The 17421-nt window shown below is 64.3% G+C and carries 22 protein-coding genes, 1 other RNA gene and 1 pseudogene; 9 read left to right on the top strand and 15 right to left on the bottom strand.

Annotated elements, in window-relative coordinates; genetic code table 11:
• Positions 1 to 122 precede the first annotated feature (122 nt).
• Entirely contained in the window at positions 123 to 374 is a 252-nt protein-coding gene (locus QQK18_RS20465; protein ID WP_284342234.1) for a hypothetical protein, read from the bottom strand.
• 53 nt (positions 375 to 427) lie between these two features.
• On the opposite strand from QQK18_RS20465, the pseudogene QQK18_RS20460 reads away from it, so the two are divergent.
• From QQK18_RS20460 to QQK18_RS20450, 3 genes and pseudogenes are all read left to right on the top strand, one after another.
• Positions 428 to 612, top strand: a pseudogene (locus tag QQK18_RS20460) (arginine deiminase family protein); the annotation flags it as partial.
• Between the two features lie 31 nt (positions 613 to 643).
• Positions 644 to 1231, top strand: a complete 588-nt coding sequence (locus QQK18_RS20455) for an HdeD family acid-resistance protein (RefSeq protein WP_284342233.1) — start codon at positions 644 to 646, stop codon at positions 1229 to 1231.
• 9 nt (positions 1232 to 1240) lie between these two features.
• Entirely contained in the window at positions 1241 to 1624 is a 384-nt protein-coding gene (locus QQK18_RS20450; RefSeq protein WP_284342232.1) for an SHOCT domain-containing protein, read from the top strand.
• A 32-nt stretch (positions 1625 to 1656) separates the two neighbouring features.
• On the opposite strand, the gene QQK18_RS20445 is transcribed toward QQK18_RS20450, so the two are convergent.
• The 6 genes from QQK18_RS20445 to QQK18_RS20420 form a co-directional block, all read right to left on the bottom strand.
• Positions 1657 to 2685: a peptidoglycan -binding protein gene (locus QQK18_RS20445; protein WP_284342231.1), complete on the bottom strand. Its 1029-nt coding sequence runs from the start codon at positions 2683 to 2685 to the stop codon at positions 1657 to 1659.
• Positions 2686 to 2688: 3 nt separating this feature from the next.
• Entirely contained in the window at positions 2689 to 3684 is a 996-nt protein-coding gene (locus tag QQK18_RS20440; RefSeq protein ID WP_284342230.1) for a flagellar motor protein MotA, read from the bottom strand.
• A gap of 389 nt (positions 3685 to 4073) precedes the next feature.
• Entirely contained in the window at positions 4074 to 4868 is a 795-nt protein-coding gene (locus QQK18_RS20435; RefSeq protein WP_284342229.1) for an inositol monophosphatase family protein, read from the bottom strand.
• Between the two features lie 120 nt (positions 4869 to 4988).
• Positions 4989 to 6125, bottom strand: a complete 1137-nt coding sequence (locus QQK18_RS20430) for a tetratricopeptide repeat protein (RefSeq protein WP_284342228.1) — start codon at positions 6123 to 6125, stop codon at positions 4989 to 4991.
• Complete coding sequence (locus tag QQK18_RS20425; RefSeq protein ID WP_284342227.1) at positions 6125 to 6718, bottom strand: thiamine phosphate synthase; 594 nt, start codon at positions 6716 to 6718, stop codon at positions 6125 to 6127. Before QQK18_RS20425 ends, QQK18_RS20430 begins: the two co-directional genes overlap by 1 nt.
• Positions 6719 to 6995: 277 nt before the next feature.
• Entirely contained in the window at positions 6996 to 8021 is a 1026-nt protein-coding gene (locus QQK18_RS20420) for a class I fructose-bisphosphate aldolase (RefSeq protein ID WP_284342526.1), read from the bottom strand.
• Positions 8022 to 8133: 112 nt separating this feature from the next.
• Here QQK18_RS20420 and QQK18_RS20415 point away from each other — a divergent pair, with 112 nt between their 5' ends.
• Positions 8134 to 8682 (top strand): GNAT family N-acetyltransferase, encoded by a 549-nt coding sequence (locus QQK18_RS20415; protein WP_284342226.1) that lies wholly within the window; start codon positions 8134 to 8136, stop codon positions 8680 to 8682.
• 9 nt (positions 8683 to 8691) lie between these two features.
• Here the strand turns inward: QQK18_RS20415 and QQK18_RS20410 are convergent, their stop codons facing one another.
• The 8 genes from QQK18_RS20410 to tkt all read right to left on the bottom strand — a co-directional run bounded on the left by QQK18_RS20410 (position 8692) and on the right by tkt (position 15707).
• Positions 8692 to 9174, bottom strand: a complete 483-nt coding sequence (locus QQK18_RS20410; protein ID WP_284342225.1) for an SRPBCC family protein — start codon at positions 9172 to 9174, stop codon at positions 8692 to 8694.
• On the bottom strand, positions 9171 to 9527 hold the full coding sequence (locus QQK18_RS20405) for an ArsR/SmtB family transcription factor (protein WP_284342224.1): 357 nt from the start codon (positions 9525 to 9527) through the stop codon (positions 9171 to 9173). The genes QQK18_RS20410 and QQK18_RS20405 overlap by 4 nt, the downstream gene beginning before the upstream one ends.
• Positions 9524 to 10204, bottom strand: a complete 681-nt coding sequence (locus QQK18_RS20400) for a glutathione S-transferase family protein (protein WP_284342223.1) — start codon at positions 10202 to 10204, stop codon at positions 9524 to 9526. Before QQK18_RS20400 ends, QQK18_RS20405 begins: the two co-directional genes overlap by 4 nt.
• A gap of 85 nt (positions 10205 to 10289) precedes the next feature.
• Entirely contained in the window at positions 10290 to 11492 is a 1203-nt protein-coding gene (locus tag QQK18_RS20395; protein ID WP_284342222.1) for a phosphoglycerate kinase, read from the bottom strand.
• Between the two features lie 115 nt (positions 11493 to 11607).
• Positions 11608 to 11898 carry a hypothetical protein gene (locus QQK18_RS20390; protein ID WP_284342221.1) on the bottom strand — a complete coding sequence of 97 codons (291 nt, stop codon included), beginning with the start codon at positions 11896 to 11898 and terminating at the stop codon, positions 11608 to 11610.
• A 113-nt stretch (positions 11899 to 12011) separates the two neighbouring features.
• Complete coding sequence (locus QQK18_RS20385; protein WP_284342220.1) at positions 12012 to 12554, bottom strand: putative glycolipid-binding domain-containing protein; 543 nt, start codon at positions 12552 to 12554, stop codon at positions 12012 to 12014.
• 122 nt (positions 12555 to 12676) lie between these two features.
• The gene (gene gap, locus QQK18_RS20380; protein ID WP_284342219.1) at positions 12677 to 13684 is read right to left on the bottom strand and encodes a type I glyceraldehyde-3-phosphate dehydrogenase; all 1008 of its coding nucleotides are present in this window, start codon (positions 13682 to 13684) and stop codon (positions 12677 to 12679) included.
• Between the two features lie 52 nt (positions 13685 to 13736).
• On the bottom strand, positions 13737 to 15707 hold the full coding sequence (tkt, locus tag QQK18_RS20375) for a transketolase (RefSeq protein WP_284342218.1): 1971 nt from the start codon (positions 15705 to 15707) through the stop codon (positions 13737 to 13739).
• A 201-nt stretch (positions 15708 to 15908) separates the two neighbouring features.
• On the opposite strand from tkt, the gene QQK18_RS20370 reads away from it, so the two are divergent.
• The 5 genes from QQK18_RS20370 (at position 15909) to ssrS (ending at position 17382) form a co-directional block, all read left to right on the top strand.
• Positions 15909 to 16190, top strand: coding sequence for a DUF4164 family protein (locus QQK18_RS20370; protein WP_284342217.1), 282 nt, complete (start codon positions 15909 to 15911; stop codon positions 16188 to 16190).
• An 18-nt stretch (positions 16191 to 16208) separates the two neighbouring features.
• Positions 16209 to 16589 carry a cell division protein ZapA gene (locus QQK18_RS20365; RefSeq protein ID WP_284342216.1) on the top strand — a complete coding sequence of 127 codons (381 nt, stop codon included), beginning with the start codon at positions 16209 to 16211 and terminating at the stop codon, positions 16587 to 16589.
• 50 nt (positions 16590 to 16639) lie between these two features.
• The gene (locus QQK18_RS20360; protein WP_284342215.1) at positions 16640 to 16885 is read left to right on the top strand and encodes a type II toxin-antitoxin system ParD family antitoxin; all 246 of its coding nucleotides are present in this window, start codon (positions 16640 to 16642) and stop codon (positions 16883 to 16885) included.
• Positions 16882 to 17175, top strand: coding sequence for a type II toxin-antitoxin system RelE/ParE family toxin (locus QQK18_RS20355; RefSeq protein ID WP_284342214.1), 294 nt, complete (start codon positions 16882 to 16884; stop codon positions 17173 to 17175). Before QQK18_RS20360 ends, QQK18_RS20355 begins: the two co-directional genes overlap by 4 nt.
• A gap of 48 nt (positions 17176 to 17223) precedes the next feature.
• Positions 17224 to 17382: non-coding RNA, 6S RNA (gene ssrS / locus QQK18_RS20350), on the top strand.
• The last annotated feature ends 39 nt before the right edge of the window (positions 17383 to 17421 follow it).

Genomic DNA, 17421 nt, shown 5'->3' with positions numbered 1-17421 from the left:
AGCCTCGATCCCGGAACCGTGCCTTAGACTGAGAGGTGTTTTCAGCGAGTTCTGTATTCATCTCCAAGAGTATATTTTGAATCAAACGCCCAGTTGATAGAATATACTGTTTGCACCCGTCTCTAGTCAGGTGTATCATTTTTCAGTTTTGATAGGTCTTTACCTTCGCCAATCCCCCTTTGGCTGAGGTGCTGCGGTAGACCGCACAACAAGCCTTCGGCAACCCGGCCGACCGCGATCAGGTTGCTACCGGCTCTTTGCGAGCCGGTCGGTTTTGCTTTGGTTGCGGAGGTGTCGTTGGACGCCGGAGGAGACGAATTCTCACGCCATGCTCTGACCGCCATGGTCGTCGGGTCCATGGTCGGGGCGGGCATCTGCGGTGCGCTCCTGTTCGATGACGTGCTGTGGGGGGACGTTGCCAAGCGGGGACAGCGGGGCGAACCTCGTCTGCGTCGAATCCGGTGCGATCTTCGCCTACGACCGCAACACCTACACCAATACGCTGCTGCGCAAGGCGGGCATCGAGGTGATCACCATCTCGGGCGCCGAGCTGGCCGCGGACGCGGAGGTGGCATGACCTGTCCGATCATCCGCGACCCGGTGGAGTTCTGAACAGGCCACAGTCCAGCGAAAGGATCACCCCATGGCCGTTTCCCTCAACGCCGCGTCCGAAATCTACCGCCAGGCCCTGCAGGACAATGTCAAACGCTTCGCACTGCTCTACGCGGGCGAAGGAGTGCTGCTCGGCGTCGTCGGGCTCCTCGCCATCATCTATTCGTTCGCGACCTCCAGTGGCCTCGCCGTCCCGCTGGGTTGGCTGCTCATCGTCATCGCCGCACTGCAGGCGGCCATCCTGCTCGGCATGCGGTCGCTTCCGCATGCCGGATTCCAGCTCATCTCCGCGCTCATCACCCTCCTCATCGGCTTCCTTCTGCTACGCGACCCGCAGCAGGCGCGGCAGACCATCATCCTGCTCGCCGTTGTTTTCCTCATGCTGCAGGGCGTCTCGCGGCTGACTTTCGGCCTCAGCATACGACCCTTCCCGGGGTGGCAGTGGGTCATGGGGAGCGGCGTGCTCGGCATCCTGCTGTCCCTGGTTCTGGTCGGCAGCCTGCCGGACCCGGCCAACTGGCTGGTGGGCCTGCTGGTCGGCATCGAGCTCATCGGCGAGGGAACGGCATTGGCTCTGTTGGCGTGGCCCGGCCGGAAGGCAGCCGGGACCAAAGCATAGGAGGTGAACATGTCTTCGATGTTCTGGGAAATCATCTGGCTAATCCTGTTGAGCTTTTTCCTGCTTGCTTATCTCACGGTGCTCTTCAGGATCGTCGTCGACCTCTTCCGCGACGCGTCGATCGGCGGGTTCGCCAAGGCCATCTGGTTGATTGCCCTTTTCGTACTGCCGCTACTGACGGCGCTGGTTTATCTGGTGGTCCGTGGGCAGGGTATGGCGGAGCGGGATCTGGCCGAAGAACGCCGGCTCAAATCGGAAGCCGAGGCCTATATCAGGCAAGCTGCCGCGACGTCTCCGGCTGACCAGCTCGTACGCGCCAAGACGCTCCTGAAAGAAGGCGCCATCACCGACGACGAGTTCGAACAGCTCAAGCAAAAGGCCCTGGCCCATTAAGGCGCGATGCAATTCGTTTTCAAGCGGCGGCCTTACCCCTCGGTCAGCTTGAACTCGATGCGGCGGTTGCGGCGATAGGCTTCTTCGGTGTTGGCCGGATCAAGCGGGGCGAATTCGCCGAAACCGGCGGCGACGAGCCGGGCCGGCGGCACGCCCTGGTCGACGAGGTATTTGGCGACCGAGATGGCGCGGGCGGCCGAAAGTTCCCAGTTGGAGGGGAACTGGATGTTGGAGATCGGACGCCGGTCGGTATGGCCGTCGATGCGCAACACCCAGTTGATGTCGTCGGGTATCTCGTCTTCGAGCTGCAGGATTGCCTGCGCCAGGGCATCGAGGTCCGGCAGGCCCTGCGGCGAGATCGATGCTTCGCCCGGCGCAAAGAGCACTTCCGACTGGAAGACGAAGCGGTCACCGACGACGCGCACGTCCGCGCGTCCCTCGAGAATCTCGCGCAGACGCCCGAAGAAGTCGGAGCGGTAGCGCGTCAGATCCTGGACCCGCTGGGCGAGCGCCACGTTGAGGCGCCGACCGAGATCGGCGATCTGCGTGCGGTTCTCGGTGTCGCGGGCTTCGGAGGCTTCGAGGGCAGCCTCCAGCGCGCTGATCTGGCTGCGCAGTGCCGCGAGCTGCTGGTTGAGGAGGGCGACGGCGGCATTGGCTTCGTCCGAAAGTTCCTGCGCACCCGCAAGGTCCTCCTGGAGCGAGGCGATCTGCGCGTCCTTGTCATCGAGCCCGGTGCCCACCCCGGAAAGCTGTCCGGCCAACCGGTCGCGCTCGGCCTCGGCACCGGCAAGAGTTGCGGTCAGCATGGAGATAGTCGATTCGAGATCGTTCGAGTTGGCGCGCTCCAATTGCAAGAGTTCGGTCAGCTCGGCGATCTGGCTGTTGAGGCGCTGCAGCGCGGTGTCGCGACCCTGGATCTCCTGGCCGAGGAAGAACTGGGTGAGCATGAAGAGGCTCAGCATGAAGATGATGACGAGCAGGAGGCTCGACAGGGCATCGACAAACCCCGGCCAGTAGTTGCTCGATTCCCTGCGCCGTGCGCGTGCCAAGGTTGCCATGGGTCAGTTCCGCCGCTCGTCCTCGCCCTCGGCGAGCATGGCCTCGATGAGGTCGCGTAGCTTGCGGTTGGTCTCGCCCTGTTCAAGGATGTGGCGCCGCAAATCGTCCTGTTCGGTGCGGATGTGCTTGACCAGGCCGTCTATGCCGCGGGCAAGCTCGGCCATGGCGCGGATGGCGTTCTGCGAGGAACTGGTCGACTGCATGGTGGTGCCCAGCCGCTCGAGCATCGCCTGCATCTCGCTGCCCGAGACGCCGAGCCCGGTCGCCTGCATGGCGGTCACCGGATGGTCGAGCTCGGTCATCGAGGTCATCCAGTCCTCGAGGTCGGTATAGAAGGCATTCTGCGCCTGGCTCGTCTGCAGATCGAGGAAGCCAAGGATCAGGGAGCCGGAAAGGCCGAAAAGCGAAGACGAGAAGGCCGTGCCCATGCCGCCGAGCGGAGCGGTCAGTCCTTCCTTGAGATTGGTAAAGAGCGTGGTGGTGTCGCCGGCGGTAACGTCGAGGGCGTTGATGACGCCGGCCACCGACGTCACGGTTTCCAGAAGGCCGTAGAAGGTGCCGAGCAGGCCCAGGAACACCAGAAGACCGGTGAGGTAGCGGGAGGTATCCTTGGCCTCGTCGAGCCGGTTGCCAACCGAATCGAGAATGGAGCGCATGGCCGAGGGCGTGATCACCGCCTCCCCGATCCGCTCGCGTAAAAGTCCTGCAACGGGCGCCAACAATACCGGGGGACGTCCGCCCGGCAGCCCGCCTTCCTGCAGGGAGTTGACCCATTTGACTTCGGGGAACAGCCGCACGACCTGCCGGAAGGAGAGGAATATGCCCACCGCCAGGGTGAAGATGATCATCGAGTTGATGAACGGGTTGGCCCAGAAGAAGGTAACGAGGGTCGAATAGAGAATCGCGCCGACGAGGGCCGCCAGCACCAGAAAGATCAGCATCTTGATTAGATAGACGGTCGGGCTGCCGAGGCGATAAGGGTCGTATCCTTGCGTCATCGTCTGGTGAACCTTCGCCCCCCGGCCCTGCAAATCATCTGGAACTGTGGTTTGACACTAGTCAGACCAACGTGGCCTGACAATGACAAAGACTAACAACACGATAGCGCGTGGTGTTCCAAGTCGGTAACGCGAAACGTGAACGGGTAAGAGGTGACGAGGAGCCGATGACAGGACCATGCGGACAAACCGGTCTTCCGCTTCCATGTCGTGCTGTTTGTTCTCGACCTGATGTCGGGGCACGGGCAGCGGTTTCAAAGAAAGACCGAGCGATCCAGGGGTCCGGCAATGGTTGCAGACGGTATTCGACGGGGCCGGAGCGATGGGCCCTGCCGTTCTGACGGAGTCGGAACGGGAGCTTCAGGCTATTGTCGCGCTTTCGAGCCGCTCTATTTGACCGTCTTCAGCACCTTCATCAGCGCGGCCTGCGTGGTCTCGTTGCCGGCCACCACCTCGCCGTTCCAGATCGAGCCGGCCCCGCCCGAATAGTCGGTGACGAACCCGCCGGCTTCGCGGACCATCAACAGGCCGGGGGCCACGTCCCAGGGGGCAAGGCCGGCTTCCCAGAGCACGTCGTAGCGGCCGGAGGCCAGCCAGGCCATGTCGACGGAAATGGAACCCGAGCGGCGCATGCCGGCGACGGCCGGGTTGACTGCGGCGACCTGGCGGAGCGAGAGGGTGTCGTTGGCCGTCCCCTGCGTCTTGATACCGGTCACGGCGACGCAATCGGCCAGGTGCCGGCGGCCGGAAACGCGCAGGCGCTTGCGGTCGGAGAGCCACGCCCCGCCGCCCTTCTCTGCGGTATAGAGTTCCTCGAGGATTGGGTTGTAGATGACGGAGGCGACAATTTCATCACCCCGCTGCAAGGCGATGGCCACGGCAAACAGCGGGATCGAATGGAGGAAATTGGTGGTGCCGTCGAGCGGGTCGACGATCCAGCGGTGCTGGCCGTCGGTGCCCACGACCTCACCGCCTTCCTCCATCAGGAAAGCATAGGTCGGGCGGGCCTTCCTCAGTGCCTCGAAAACGATCTCCTCGGCACGCCGATCGGCGGCAGAGACAAAGTCGGCCGGACCCTTGCGCGAGACCTGCAGGTTCTCCACCTCGCCGAAATCGCGCGTCAGCGACTTACCCGCCTTGAAGGCGGCCTGGACCATGATGTGGAGAAGCGCGGAGCGGGCCATGCGGTGAGGTATTCCTGATTGGAATGGGGGGCGAACGAGCTAGCCGGCACGTCTGTCGAGGCCGGCGGTTGAGCCGGGATTGCGGGCAGGGCGCCTATTTGCCCGAGAACGCCGCCCGGTTCAAGGGCTTTGGGTCTCGCCTTCCTCTGTCGCCGCCTCGGGTCCGTCCGCATCGTCCTCGGCCGGCGGGTCTTGCGTTGTGGTTGCAGGCTCATCTGCGCCTGCGGCAGGACCTGGTACGAAGCCGGACGCGGGCGGCACGCCGTCGCTGGGCGGTTCGGCCGGCCAATAACGGGCGCGCAGTTCGGCACGGGCGATGGTTTCGGGCGGGACGGCGGCAAGCATCTCATCGAGGGCGGTGTCGTTGACGCCCTGCCGGCGAGCGAGTGCGCGCCACATGGCGGCCGTTTCGAGGTCGGGCTCGATGCCCTCGCCGGCGGCCAGGAGCTTGGCGTAGCGGTTCTGGGCGACCGGATTGCCGGCGTCGGCTGCGCGCCGGTACCACTCGACGGCGCCTTCGAGGTCGCGCTCCACGCCCTGACCCATATAGAGAATGGTGGCGTAGTCGACCTGGGCGGGGGGGAGGCCCTCTTCGGCGGCGCGCGCAACATAGCTCACGCCCTCGGCGGGGTTCGGGGCGATGCCCGCGCCTTCCATCAGCATCACGCCATAGTCGTATTGCGCCTGGGCAAGCTCGGCATCGGCCGCTTCTTTCATCAGCGCGGCGGCACGGGTGAGGCTGGGCTCGACATAGACGCCCTCCACATGCAGCAGCGCCAGATTGTATTTTGCCTCGATGCTTCCGGCCTCGGCCGCCTGGCGGAAGAGATCGGCGGCCCTCTGACGGTTGCGCGCGACGCCACGGCCGTCCTGGTAGAGGAGGGCGAGCTCGAAGGTGGCCAGCATGTCGCCGTTGTCGGAGGCGAGCTGATACCAGCTGGCTGCCCGCTCCACGTTCTGCCCGACGCCGAGCCCTTTGGCGAAGATCTCGGCGATCAGCGTCTGGGCGACGGCGTCATGCTCGGCCGCGCGCGGCAGGGCGCGCTCGAGCGCGGTCAGATAATAGCCGCGCTGGAAGGCGCCATAGGCCATGTCGACCGGCCGGCGGGACCCGAAGATGTCATTGCTGATGTCCCGGGCGGCCTCAGCGTCGGCGGGGTCCGGCGCCGTCGCGTCGGGGATCGGGGTGTCCTGCGCGGCCACGCTCACGGCGCCGAGGGCAAGGATCATAGCAAAGAGCAGCCCGCGGCCGGCCATCACGCGGTTTCCAACGTCTTGGCGGCGCGGACCGCGAGCGCGGCGGGCGATTCGGCGCCCGTCCAGAAGCTTTCGCCGAGTGCCAGGAACTCGCAGCCGGCCGAATCCTCGCCGGCGCGCCCACTCAGCACCGACGGGACCTCGAAAGTCTCGGCCCACCAGGCGCCCATCTCGCGCGCGTTGGCGTCGGCGGGGTCTGAAAGGTCGCCGAAGAACAGATAGTCGACGTTGAACTCGCCCAAGGACATGGCCTCATGACGGCTGCGGATCGGCCCGGCACCGACGATGAGGCCGGGTTTGACTGCCGCTACCGCGTCCTTGACGGAGCGGGCGTTGCCGGTCACGTGCACGCCGTCGGCCCCGATCCGCCGGGCGAGCGCCGCATCGTCCTCGACGAGCACGGCGCAGTCCGCGCCTTGCGCGGCCGGAAGCACCGCCTGCACCAGCGCGCGATAGGCCGCGTCGGTCCGCTCATGCCGGCGCACCAGGAGCGCGGCGACGGGTGCGGCGGCCAGCACTTCGGCAAGCGCCGGACCGAAGGTCGCCGGTTCGGCGGATTGCGGTGTGACAAGAAAGATCTGTGCAGCAGCCATGGTTTACCGGACGACGACGAACGCGCTCTCTTGCTCGGCCAATTTGGCGAGAAAAGGGTTCGCGCAGCAATAGAGCGTTTCGAGCAAAAGTGGATACCACTTTTGCGACTCAAAAACGCGGCAGGCGCAAAAAACTGCGTGACTGGTTGTAAATGCAAAGAAAACGGGCGCATGCCGTGACATGCGCCCGAAGCGACGTTGGGACGTCGAAAGGCTCTAAGTTAATTGTCGCGTTTTCGAACCGCAAAAAGTGGTATCAGCTTTTGCTGAAAACGCTCTAGGCGGCCGCCCGGTCGAGGGTGTTGCTCCACTGGCCGAGGGCGGCAAGGGAATTCATGTGAGCGCGATGCGTGAAGGCCGCCTGCGCCTGGGGGAAGTTCTCTCGCCGGCCGGCCCAGAGGCGCAGCGCCACGTTCTGCAGGGCGCGGCCATAGGAGAAGGTCAGCGGCCAGGGCTTGCCATCGATCTGGTTCATCGCCGAAAGGTGCGCGGTTGCTTCCTCGTCGGTCTGGCCACCCGAAAGGAAGGCGATGCCGGGCACCGCGGCCGGCACCTGCTCGCGCAGTACCTCGACAGTGCGGCGGGCGACCTCGTCGATGGAGGGGCGTTCGCGCGAGTTGATGCCGGGCAGGATCATGTTGGGCTTCAACAGCATGCCGGAAAGGTCGACACCGGCGAGACGCAACTCCTTGAAGACGTTCTCCAGGACCTCGGCGGTCACCTGCGCGCAGCGCTCTATCGAGTGGTTGCCGGGTTCGCCGTCGCCCACCACCTCCGGCTCGACCACCGGCACGATGCCCGCTTCCTGGCAAAGGATGGCATAGCGGGCGAGCGCATGGGCGTTGGCGCGGATATTGTTGCGGGTCGGGGCGATGTCGTTGATGGTGATGACGGCGCGCCACTTGGCAAAGCCGGCACCCAGTTCAGCATAACGGGCGAGGCGCTGGCGCAGCCCGTCGAGCCCTTCGGTGATCTTTTCGCCCGTGTCGCCGGGCATCGGAAAAGCGCCGCGGTCGACCTTGATGCCGGGAACGACGTCGGCATCGGCAAGGATGGCGCGGAAAGGGGTGCCGTCGGCGGCGGACTGCTCGAGGGTCTCCTCGGTCAGGATGACGCCGGAGATGTAGCTCTGCATCGCCTGGTTCGAGCGGAACAGCATCTCGCGGTAGTCGCGGCGCAGTTCCAGCGTCGAGGGCAGGTTGATCTTGGCGAAGCGCTTGGCGATGGTAGGTTCGGACTCGTCGGCGGCAAGGATACCCTGCCCCGGCGTCATCAGCTTCTGGGCAACGGCATTCAATGACATGGCGGGCATTTTCGTCTCTCGAAGGGTTGAGGCGGGAGCTTGAACTCAACGATAGAGCCGAAGGTTGCAGAGCGTCGATTAGACCAAGGGATATACGACGAAGGTGGGAGAAATGGACGTTGCCGGTCTGGCTATCCGCGCTGCGCAACCCGCGGATTTCGAGGCGATCCGTGATCTTCACGAACGCGCTTTCGGTGGCGAGACAGTTCCCCGCCTCGTCGAAGCATTGCTCGATGCGCCGGCCGCCATCGCGCCCGTCTCCCTCGTTGCAACCCGCGAGGGCGAAAAGGTGGTCGGCCACGTCCTCCTCAGCGCCGCGCGGCTTGATGCGCCGCCTCGCCTTGTCGACGTGGTTACCCTTTCTCCGCTGGCCGTCGCCGAAGAGGTCCGGCGGCAGGGGATCGGGGCCCGGCTGATCGAGAGCGCTCTCGCCGAGGCCGACAAGCTCGGCATCCCGCTGGTCTTTCTGGAAGGATCGCCGCGGTACTACTCGACGCGCGGGTTCGAGAATGCGGTTTCGCTCGGCTTCCGCCGGCCATCCCTGCGCATCCCGGAGGCGGCGTTTCAAGTGGCGCGGCTATCGGCCTACGAGCCTTGGATGACCGGCAGCTTCGTCTATTCGGAGACCTTCTGGGCCCACGATTGCGTGGGCCTCCGATAGGGGTAGGGGTCAGTTGGCCAGGGCGCGCTCGATCTCGGCGGCGAGCCGGTCGAAACCCTGTTCGGTACCCATCTGCCGTTCTGCCGCCCCCGCTCCCTCGAGCATCGCCAGGTGCTCGGTATAGAGCATGCGGGTGGCGGTGCCCTCCGGGACGAGAGCGATGGTCACCAGCGAGGCCGACACTGCCGTCTCGTCCAACCGCATGCTGTAGGCATAGACGATCCGTTCGCCCGGCAGGAGATCGAGGTAGTGGATGTCGACGGTCTGCACGGCTCCGTCGCCGCGGCGCAGGCGGGTCGTTTCGTTTCCGCCGATGCGGAAGTCGAAGGCCTCGTCCACAACCGTCCAGTCCGGGTGGCACTCGGTCCAGCGCCGCTTGAGGTCGGGTTCGGCAAAGAAGCGATAGGCGTGAGCGGGGCGCCCCGGCAGCTGCCTTTCGATGGTGAAGCTCGAATGCGCGCCGGCGGTGCCGGACATCATTGGGCGGTTCATTGCGAAGGTTCCTCGGGCATGCTGCGCATCAGATGTTCGAGCCGGTCAAAGCCCGCCTCGAGCTGGCGCCGGTGTTCGGCGAGCCAGTCCTCGATCGTCTCCAGGCCCTGGCGCTCGATGGCAAAGGTTCGTACCCGGCCGGCCTTTTGCGAGCTGACGATGCCCCCGCTCTCCAGCACCTGGAGGTGTTTGAGTGCCGAGGGCAGGGCGATGCCAAGCGGCGCCGCCAGTTCCTTCATCGAAGCGGGACCACGCACCAGCCGTGCGACCATGGCCCGCCTGTGTGGGTCGGCGAGCGCTTGAAAAAGCCGGTCGAGATTTGCGGTTTCAGCCTGCAGATCAGTCTCCGTCACTCGGCAAAAAAGCGTGCGGGGATGGCTTCGCGATAGGGGAACATAGCAAAATAGGACCGGGCTTCGGCAAGTACCCGCTGGATGCTCGGGCGCGCCATCAGCCGCTCAAAATAGCCGGCAAGGTGAGTCTTGTCTGCCGGCAAGGGTTCGACAATCATGGAATAGAACAATGCAGGTGCAGCGGCGCAATCGGCAAGGCTGAACTCGGCACCGATCGCCCAATTCTTACCGGAAAGATGCGCGTCAAGCATGTCGTAGGCGGTGCGCAGCGTCGCGCGGGCGCCGGCGACGCCGTGAGGATCGGCGGCGCCGGCCGGCCGGATGCGATCGGTCACGATCTTCTGCACCGGCACGGACACGTAGTGATCGAAGAACCTGTCCCACAGGCGCGCTTCGAGCTCTCCGTCGACGTCGCGCGGGAGCAGGCGGACCGGGCCGGGATGGTGTTTATCGAGGTATTCGATGATGACGCTGGTTTCCGGGACGATCCGGTCATGAGCCGTGTCCTCCAGAAGCGGGATCTTGCCGACGGGCCAGCGGTCGAGAACCTGCCGCGCCGACTGGGGATCCATCAGGTCGACGATTTGAGGCGTGAACGGCGTTCCATTTTCGTAAAGTGCGATGAGCACCTTGTGGCAGAACGAGGCCAGCGGATGAAGGTATAGCGTCAGGGACACGGCACGGCTCCAGATAGTTTCCAGATGCGGAAACTATCTGGCTTGGGCTTGCGGCGCAATATAAAGTTTCCGATCTCGGAAACTTTTATGCCCGCAACGCCTCCACACCCGGAAGTGCCTTGCCTTCCATCCACTCGAGGAAGGCGCCGCCGGCGGTCGAGACATAGGTGAAGGCGTCCTTGACGCCGGCGTGGGCGAGGGCGGCAACCGTATCGCCGCCGCCGGCGACGGATACGAGTTTCCCGGCCTTGGTCCGCTCGGCCACATATCTGGCGACTTCGACAGTGCCCCTGTCGAACGGGGCCAACTCGAACGCCCCCATGGGTCCGTTCCAGACGACGGTTTGCGCTTCGTCGATGGCGCCCTTGATGCGCTCGACCGAGCCCGGACCGATGTCGAGCACCATGCCGTCCGGATCGAGGCTGTCGACGCCATAGAGCCGGTGCGGCGCGTTGGCTTCGAAGTGCCAGGCGACTTGGGCGTCGATGGGCAGGATCACCGCGCAGCTCGCCTTGTCGGCCTTGTCGAGGATGCGCTGGGCAGTGTCGGCCAGGTCCTTTTCGGCCAGCGACTTGCCGATGCCGTAGCCCAGGGCATGAATGAAGGTGTTGGCCATGCCGCCGCCGATGATGAGCGCGTCAACCTTGGTCACCAGGTTCTCGAGCAGATCGATCTTGGAGGAGACCTTGGCACCGCCGACGACGGCGACCACGGGTTTCCGCGGCGCGCCGAGCCCGGCCTCCAGTGCCTCGAGCTCGGCCTGCATGGCGAGGCCCGCCGCAGCCGGGAGCGCATGGGCGAGGCCCTCGGTCGAAGCATGGGCGCGGTGGGCGGCCGAGAAGGCGTCGTTGACGTAGACGTCGCCGAGGCTTGCCATGCGCGCGACAAGCTCGGGGTCGTTGGCCTCCTCGCCCGGGTGGAAGCGGGTGTTCTCGAGAACCAGCACGCTGCCCACGGGAGCCTGGTCGATAGCCCGTGCGGCCTTGGCGACGTCAGTCCAGTCGGTGGCGATGAAGCCAACCGGGTGGCCGGTGGCGTCGGCAATGGCGGGGACGACGATTTCTAGGGAGAATTCGGGATCGACCTTTCCCTTGGGACGGCCGAAATGGGAGAGCAGGACGACCTTGGCATCATGCTTAACCAGTTCGCGGATGGTCGGGACGATGCGCTCGATACGGGTCGCGTCGGTGACCTTGCCGTCGGCGACCGGCACGTTGAGATCGGCCCGCAGCAGCACGCGCTTACCCCCAAAATCGAGATCTTTGAGGGTTTTGAAAGCCGAGGTCATAGGGTCACCGTTATCGTTGCCAAGCCGCGCCCACTCTAGCGCAAATCGGCGCTGGCGTAACAGAAGCGGGCGCGATGGAAAAGCCCGCAAGCGGCGGGAGAGGTGTTTCCGCCGTTCAGGCGAGTCCCAGCCGCTGGCGGGCGAGACCGGCAATCAGGAAGACGAGGACGTTGCCGGCGGCGTTGCGCAGCACAAGGGCGACGTCGGCAACGACGAGGAAGCGGGCGAACCCGTCGCTCGCCCAGGCTGCCGAGCCGATGCGTGAGCGGATCGCCTTGTCGCGCCAGACGACATAGGCGAGATAGCAGGCCGGCGGCACCGCAAGCCACCAGGCCTGCTGGTGCCAGCCGAAGAGCACGCTGCCGAGCGTGCCGGCGATGGCGATCCAACGCCCGGTTGCGAACATGATCCACTCCGATGCGATCGACGTGGGTGCGTTTGCACTGATTTGGTTTCGAGCGTGTGACGACTGTATGTCAGCTCGGTGACGGGGGTGGAGCTGCGCCCTCAGCCTTTCAGTCACACCCGCTCGAACAGCGGATCGTATCTCAGTACCAGCCCGTCGGAATCGACGGTGATGGTGCCCTCGAAGTCGGTCTCGTCGGACTGGTAGCGATAGCGGCCGTCGCCGAGGGCAGTGTAAACCTGGCCGTCGCGGAAGGGCTTCAACGTATCGAGGGGGATCCAGGCCATGTCGAAGCGGCGCGGCTCGCCGAGCTCGAGACCGACGCGGCGGATCGGCAGGGAATTGGTGAAGGCGCTCGCCGACATGTCGATGTCGACGCAGCCGCCGAGTTCAGGCAGGTCGATGCCATCGGCCGTCCAGTTGCCCAGGTCGTCGCGAACGAGATGCAGCTGGGTGCCTTCGACCGTCTCTATGGTGGCCTCGCGGAATCCCCAATCAGGCGAGAGCGTGACGGTGTAGTGTGCGGCAAACCTGCTGCCGTCATTGTCGCTGACGATCATGCCATGGGCGAGCAGACCGTCACCGGTCGCGGAAATGAAGAGATGTTCAAGGCCGTTGCCGTCGAGGGTGCGCCAGCGGATGGATCGGGAGAACATGGGGGGCCTCGCGTCTGAGTTTGCGGTGGAAGCCTAACGCGCTGGCGGCTGCGTTGTCTCCATCGCAAAAGAAAAGCGCCCCGTGTGGGGCGCGTTTCAAATCACATCCCAGAAGGGAGCTCTCAGAGCGTCTTGGCGAAGGCAGTCGTGACGTCGCACATGCGGTTGGAGAAGCCCCACTCGTTGTCGTACCAGCCGAGCACGTTGACAAAGTTGCCGTCCATGACCTTGGTCTGGTCGAGCAGGATCGTGGCTGAATGCGGGTCGTGGTTGAGGTCGCTCGAAACCAGCGGGTAGTGGGTATAAGTCATCACGCCCTTGAGCTTGCCGTCCGAGGCGGCGACCAGCGCCTCGTTGACTTCCTGTGCCGTCGTCGACTTCTTTGCGATGAACTTGAGGTCGACCAGCGAAACGTTCGGGGTGGGGACACGGATCGAGATGCCGTCGAGCTTGCCCTTGAGTTCGGGCAGGACGAGACCGATAGCCTTGGCCGCGCCGGTCGAGGTCGGGATCTGCGAGAGCGCCGCGGCGCGCCCCCGATAGAGGTCCTTGTGCATGGTGTCGAGCGTCGGCTGATCGCCGGTATAGGAATGGATGGTGGTCATCATTCCCTTTTCGATGCCGACGAACTGGTCCATCACCATGGCCATCGGTGCGAGGCAGTTGGTGGTGCACGAGCCGTTGGAGATCACGACGTGCTCCTTGGCGATCTTGTGGTGATTGATGCCGTAAACGACGGTGAAGTCCGCGCCTTCAGCGGGAGCGGAGATCAGCACCTTCTTAGCGCCGGCGGTGAGGTGTGCCGAAGCCTTGTCCTTGCTGGTGAAGAGGCCTGTGCATTCAAGCACGATATCGACGCCCATATCGCCATGCGGCAGCTCGGCCGGGTTGCGCACGGCTGTCACCTTGATCGGGCCGCGGCCGACGTCGATAGTGTCGTCCTTGACCGTCACCGTCCCCGGAAATCTGCCGTGTACGCTGTCGAAGCGGATGAGGTGGGCATTGGTCTCGACCGGGCCGAGATCGTTGATGGCCACGACTTCGATGTCGGTGCGGCCGGATTCGATGAGGGCGCGCAGAATGTTGCGGCCGATGCGGCCAAATCCGTTGATGGCGACGCGGACTGCCATGTGAGACGCTCCTTGGGGGACAAGGGTGGGAGGGGAGGGGTCGGGCGCTCTCTTACAACTGAGCGGTCGCCGCTTCAACAACGGCTTTAGGTGTAAGACCGAAGTGTTCGTAGAGGTCGCCGATAGGACCGGAAGCGCCGAAGGAGTGCATGCCGACGAACCGGCCCTTTTCACCAAGGAACTTGCCCCAGCTCATCTCGACACCCGCTTCGATGGCAACGCGGGCTCTGGCCGAGCCGAAGATTTCGGCCTTGTAGGCCTCGGACTGCTTGGCGAACAGTTCCATTGAGGGTACGGAGACGACCCTGGCGGAAATCCCCTGCTCGCCGAGCGCCTTCATGCCGTCGACGGCGATGGCCACTTCCGAGCCGGTGGCGAAGATCACCACATCCGCGTTCGCGTCGCCGGCGAGCGTGTAGGCGCCAAGCGCCGCCTTGTTCTCGGAGGAATACTCAGCGCGTACAGCCGGCAGGTTCTGCCGGGAAAGGGCGAGTATGGAGGGGCCCTGGTGCTCGAGCGCCAACTGCCAGCACTCGGCAGTCTCCATCGCATCGGCCGGACGAAAAACGGTAAGCCCCGGGATGGCGCGCAGTGCCGAGAGGTGCTCGATAGGCTGGTGGGTCGGGCCGTCTTCGCCAAGACCAATGGAATCGTGCGTCATCACATAGACAACGCGCTGGCCCATGATGCTGGCGAGGCGGATCGAGGGGCGCGCATAGTCGGTAAAGACGAGGAACGTCCCGCCATAGGGGATGAGACCGCCATGCAGCGCAATGCCGCTCATGGCGGCGGCCATCTCATGCTCGCGGATGCCGTACATCATGTAGCGGCCGCTGCGGTCGGCAGCGGTGAAGGGCAGGGTCTCGGGCGTGTTGGTGAGGTTGGAATGGGTCAGGTCCGCTGAGCCGCCAACGGTCTCGGGCACGACCTTGTTGATGACCTCGAGCGCCATCTGGCTCGACTTGCGGGTCGCAACCTTCGGTTTGTCCTCGGCGAGCTTCTTCCTATAGGCGTCCATGGCTTCGGCAAGGCCCGCGGGCAGGGTGCCGGCGATGCGGCGCTCGAACTCTGCCCTTTTGGGGGAAGCGGCCAGCCGTGCCTGCCATTCGCCGCGCACGTTCTGGCTGCGGGTGCCGGCGGCGCGCCATTTGGCCAGCGTTTCGGCCGGGATCTCGAAGGCGGGGTAGGTGATGCCGAGGTTTGCTTTGGCGGCGGCCAGTTCTTCGGCCCCCAGCGGGTTGCCGTGCACTTTCTCGGTGCCGGCTTTCTTGGGGGCGCCGAAGCCGATGGTGGTCTTGGCAGCGATCAGCGTCGGCCTGTCGGCGGCCTTGGCGGCAAGAAGAGCGGCTTCGGCGGCGGCCTGATCATGGCCCTCGATCTCGATGGTGTTCCAGCCACAGGCCTTGAAACGGGCAACCTGGTCGGTGGAATCGGCGTTGGAGACGGCCCCGTCGATGGTGATCGAGTTGTTGTCCCAAATGACGGTCAACTTGTTGAGCTTCAAATGCCCGGCAAGCGAGATGGCTTCCTGGGAGATGCCTTCCATGAGGCACCCATCACCGGCCAGCACCCAGGTGTGATGGTCGACGAGGTCGGCGCCGAATTCGGCGGCGAGCTTGGCTTCGGCGACGGCAAAGCCGACCGAGTTGCCGAGGCCCTGGCCAAGCGGACCGGTCGTCGTCTCGATGCCCGAGGCGTGGCCGTATTCGGGGTGGCCGGCGGTCCGGTGATTGAGCTGGCGGAAGTTGCGGATCTCCTCGATCGTCATGTCCTCATAGCCGAGTAGGTAGAGCGAGGCATAAAGCAGCATCGAACCGTGGCCGGCCGAGAGAATGAAGCGGTCGCGGTCGGGCCATTTGGGGTCAGCCGGATCGAACTTCATGACCTTGGTGAAGAGGACTGTCGCGACGTCGGCACAGCCCATGGGCAGGCCCGGATGGCCGGAATTGGCTTTCTCGACCGCGTCCATGGCAAGGGACCGGATGGCATTGGCCAATTCGTTCTGCTCAGACGTGTTGGTCATGATCGCTCGCTCTTAAATTCGCTCGAATCTGGGGAGAAGAAGGCCAAATGCCTCCTCGCCAAGGCGGGACAAGGGCATAACAGGTTCAAAAGCACTGTCAATGACAGGACGATGACGATCCGGACCTTGCCGGTTGCATTCGGTAAAGGGGTCGGGCTTACTGGTCAGGCCGGAGTCGGTGCGGGGGCGGTTCGGGGAGCCATGAGCGACAGCGAAAAGGACAGCGAGCTCGAGGTAGCCATCGCCCGTTTCGACCGGTCCGTTGGCCGGCTCGAGGCGAGCCTTCAGGGTCTTGAAGCGCGGGTGCGCACGCTCGCCCGCATCGAGGCGGACACCAGGCAGCTCATCAACGAGCGCGCCCGTCTTGCGACCGATCTCGACAAGGCTTCTGCACGCGCCAAGCGCCTCGACGATAGCGCCCATGACGTCTCGCGCCGGCTGGTGGTTGCCATGGAAACCGTGCGCGAAGTCCTCGCCAAATAATCGAACAGGAGTGCCGCATTGCCCGAGGTCAATGTCGAGATCAACGGTCGCAAATACCGTATGGCCTGCGAGGAGGGGCAGCAACAGCATCTCCTGGGTCTGGCCGATCGCTTCAACGCGCAGGTCGAAGGTCTCAAGGGGTCCGTCGGCGAGATCGGCGACGGGCGGCTGACGGTGATGGCCGGCATCGCCGTTCTCGACGAATTGGCCGAGGCGGAGCGGCGTATCGCCGCGCTCGAAGGGCACGTGGCCGAGCTTACGCGTGCCGGCGAGGCGCTCTCGGCCGAGATCGAGCGGATCGAGGGGCGGTTCGCCGCGACGCTCGACGAGGCTGCGGCAAGGATCGAGACGGCAGCCAGCGGCATCGACGAGTCGGCGGCACAGATTCCGCAGGGATGATTGGCAAGCTTTGCCAATTTTTGCTACTCTCCGGCTGAAGGAGAATAGCCATGGCCACCATGAACATTTCCCTGCCCGAGCAGATGAAGGAGTGGGTGGAAACCCAAGCCAGGTCTGGCAAGTACGGCAATGCCAGCGACTATGTGCGGGATCTGATCCGGCATGATCAGGAGCGGGCGGACAAGATCGCCGAGTTCCAGCGGCTGGTGCAGGAAGGAATCGATAGCGGTCCCAGCGACCTTACGATGGAGGACGTTCGTCGTCTGGCGCGTAAGGACCTGGGAATAAACGATTGAAGACGAACTATCGCCTGACTGCTCAGGCTTCGCGGGATCTCCGCGGGATATATCGCAAATCGGCCGAGCAATTTGGCCTGGCTCAGGCGGACAGATATTACGATGCACTTTTTGAGGCCATTCGGCTCCTGGTCGACTTTCCCGAAGCGGCTCCCGAACGCGACGAAATTCGGCCGGTAGTGAGAGCGTATCCGAAGGGATCGCATCTCATAGTCTATCGGGTCGATTCCAGAGGGATCGAGATCGTCAGGGTGTTCCATCAGAGCCAAGACTGGATCAACAAACTCTGACCCTGCTGTTCATCCCCTTTGCACCCACTCCGCAAACGTCTTATATCTCGCCTGCTGCCCGGCGCGTGTAGGACACCAATATCCCCGGGGCCTTATCGATCCTTAAGGGAGCTGTTCCTGACCGGGCCCGTGGGCTCGGACATACGGCGCCCACCTACGTGAGTAGGTTCCCGGGATCGACTGTCCCACGGCCAGGGCGGCACCTGAATTCTGGAGCTCCGGCTCCTTTGTTGTGTCGCGTTTCGG

Source organism: Devosia nitrariae (genome assembly GCF_030160115.1).
Lineage (GTDB): Bacteria > Pseudomonadota > Alphaproteobacteria > Rhizobiales > Devosiaceae > Devosia > Devosia nitrariae.
This window is presented reverse-complemented; position numbering and strand designations above follow the sequence as displayed.

Bases quoted from the DNA above. Each gene is read 5' to 3' on its own strand.
- QQK18_RS20390 (WP_284342221.1), bottom strand. From the start codon at position 11,898: ATGTTCGCAACCGGGCGTTGGATCGCCATCGCCGGCACGCTCGGCAGC.
- QQK18_RS20450 (WP_284342232.1), top strand. From the start codon at position 1,241: ATGTCTTCGATGTTCTGGGAAATCATCTGGCTAATCCTGTTGAGCTTT.
- QQK18_RS20395 (WP_284342222.1), bottom strand. From the start codon at position 11,492: ATGACCTCGGCTTTCAAAACCCTCAAAGATCTCGATTTTGGGGGTAAG.
- QQK18_RS20385 (WP_284342220.1), bottom strand. From the start codon at position 12,554: ATGTTCTCCCGATCCATCCGCTGGCGCACCCTCGACGGCAACGGCCTT.
- QQK18_RS20430 (WP_284342228.1), bottom strand. From the start codon at position 6,125: ATGGCCGGCCGCGGGCTGCTCTTTGCTATGATCCTTGCCCTCGGCGCC.
- QQK18_RS20420 (WP_284342526.1), bottom strand. From the start codon at position 8,021: ATGTCATTGAATGCCGTTGCCCAGAAGCTGATGACGCCGGGGCAGGGT.
- QQK18_RS20440 (WP_284342230.1), bottom strand. From the start codon at position 3,684: ATGACGCAAGGATACGACCCTTATCGCCTCGGCAGCCCGACCGTCTAT.
- QQK18_RS20410 (WP_284342225.1), bottom strand. From the start codon at position 9,174: ATGAACCGCCCAATGATGTCCGGCACCGCCGGCGCGCATTCGAGCTTC.
- QQK18_RS20435 (WP_284342229.1), bottom strand. From the start codon at position 4,868: ATGGCCCGCTCCGCGCTTCTCCACATCATGGTCCAGGCCGCCTTCAAG.
- QQK18_RS20455 (WP_284342233.1), top strand. From the start codon at position 644: ATGGCCGTTTCCCTCAACGCCGCGTCCGAAATCTACCGCCAGGCCCTG.
- QQK18_RS20360 (WP_284342215.1), top strand. From the start codon at position 16,640: ATGGCCACCATGAACATTTCCCTGCCCGAGCAGATGAAGGAGTGGGTG.
- gap (WP_284342219.1), bottom strand. From the start codon at position 13,684: ATGGCAGTCCGCGTCGCCATCAACGGATTTGGCCGCATCGGCCGCAAC.
- QQK18_RS20415 (WP_284342226.1), top strand. From the start codon at position 8,134: ATGGACGTTGCCGGTCTGGCTATCCGCGCTGCGCAACCCGCGGATTTC.
- QQK18_RS20445 (WP_284342231.1), bottom strand. From the start codon at position 2,685: ATGGCAACCTTGGCACGCGCACGGCGCAGGGAATCGAGCAACTACTGG.
- QQK18_RS20425 (WP_284342227.1), bottom strand. From the start codon at position 6,718: ATGGCTGCTGCACAGATCTTTCTTGTCACACCGCAATCCGCCGAACCG.
- QQK18_RS20465 (WP_284342234.1), bottom strand. From the start codon at position 374: ATGCCCGCCCCGACCATGGACCCGACGACCATGGCGGTCAGAGCATGG.
- QQK18_RS20370 (WP_284342217.1), top strand. From the start codon at position 15,909: ATGAGCGACAGCGAAAAGGACAGCGAGCTCGAGGTAGCCATCGCCCGT.
- tkt (WP_284342218.1), bottom strand. From the start codon at position 15,707: ATGACCAACACGTCTGAGCAGAACGAATTGGCCAATGCCATCCGGTCC.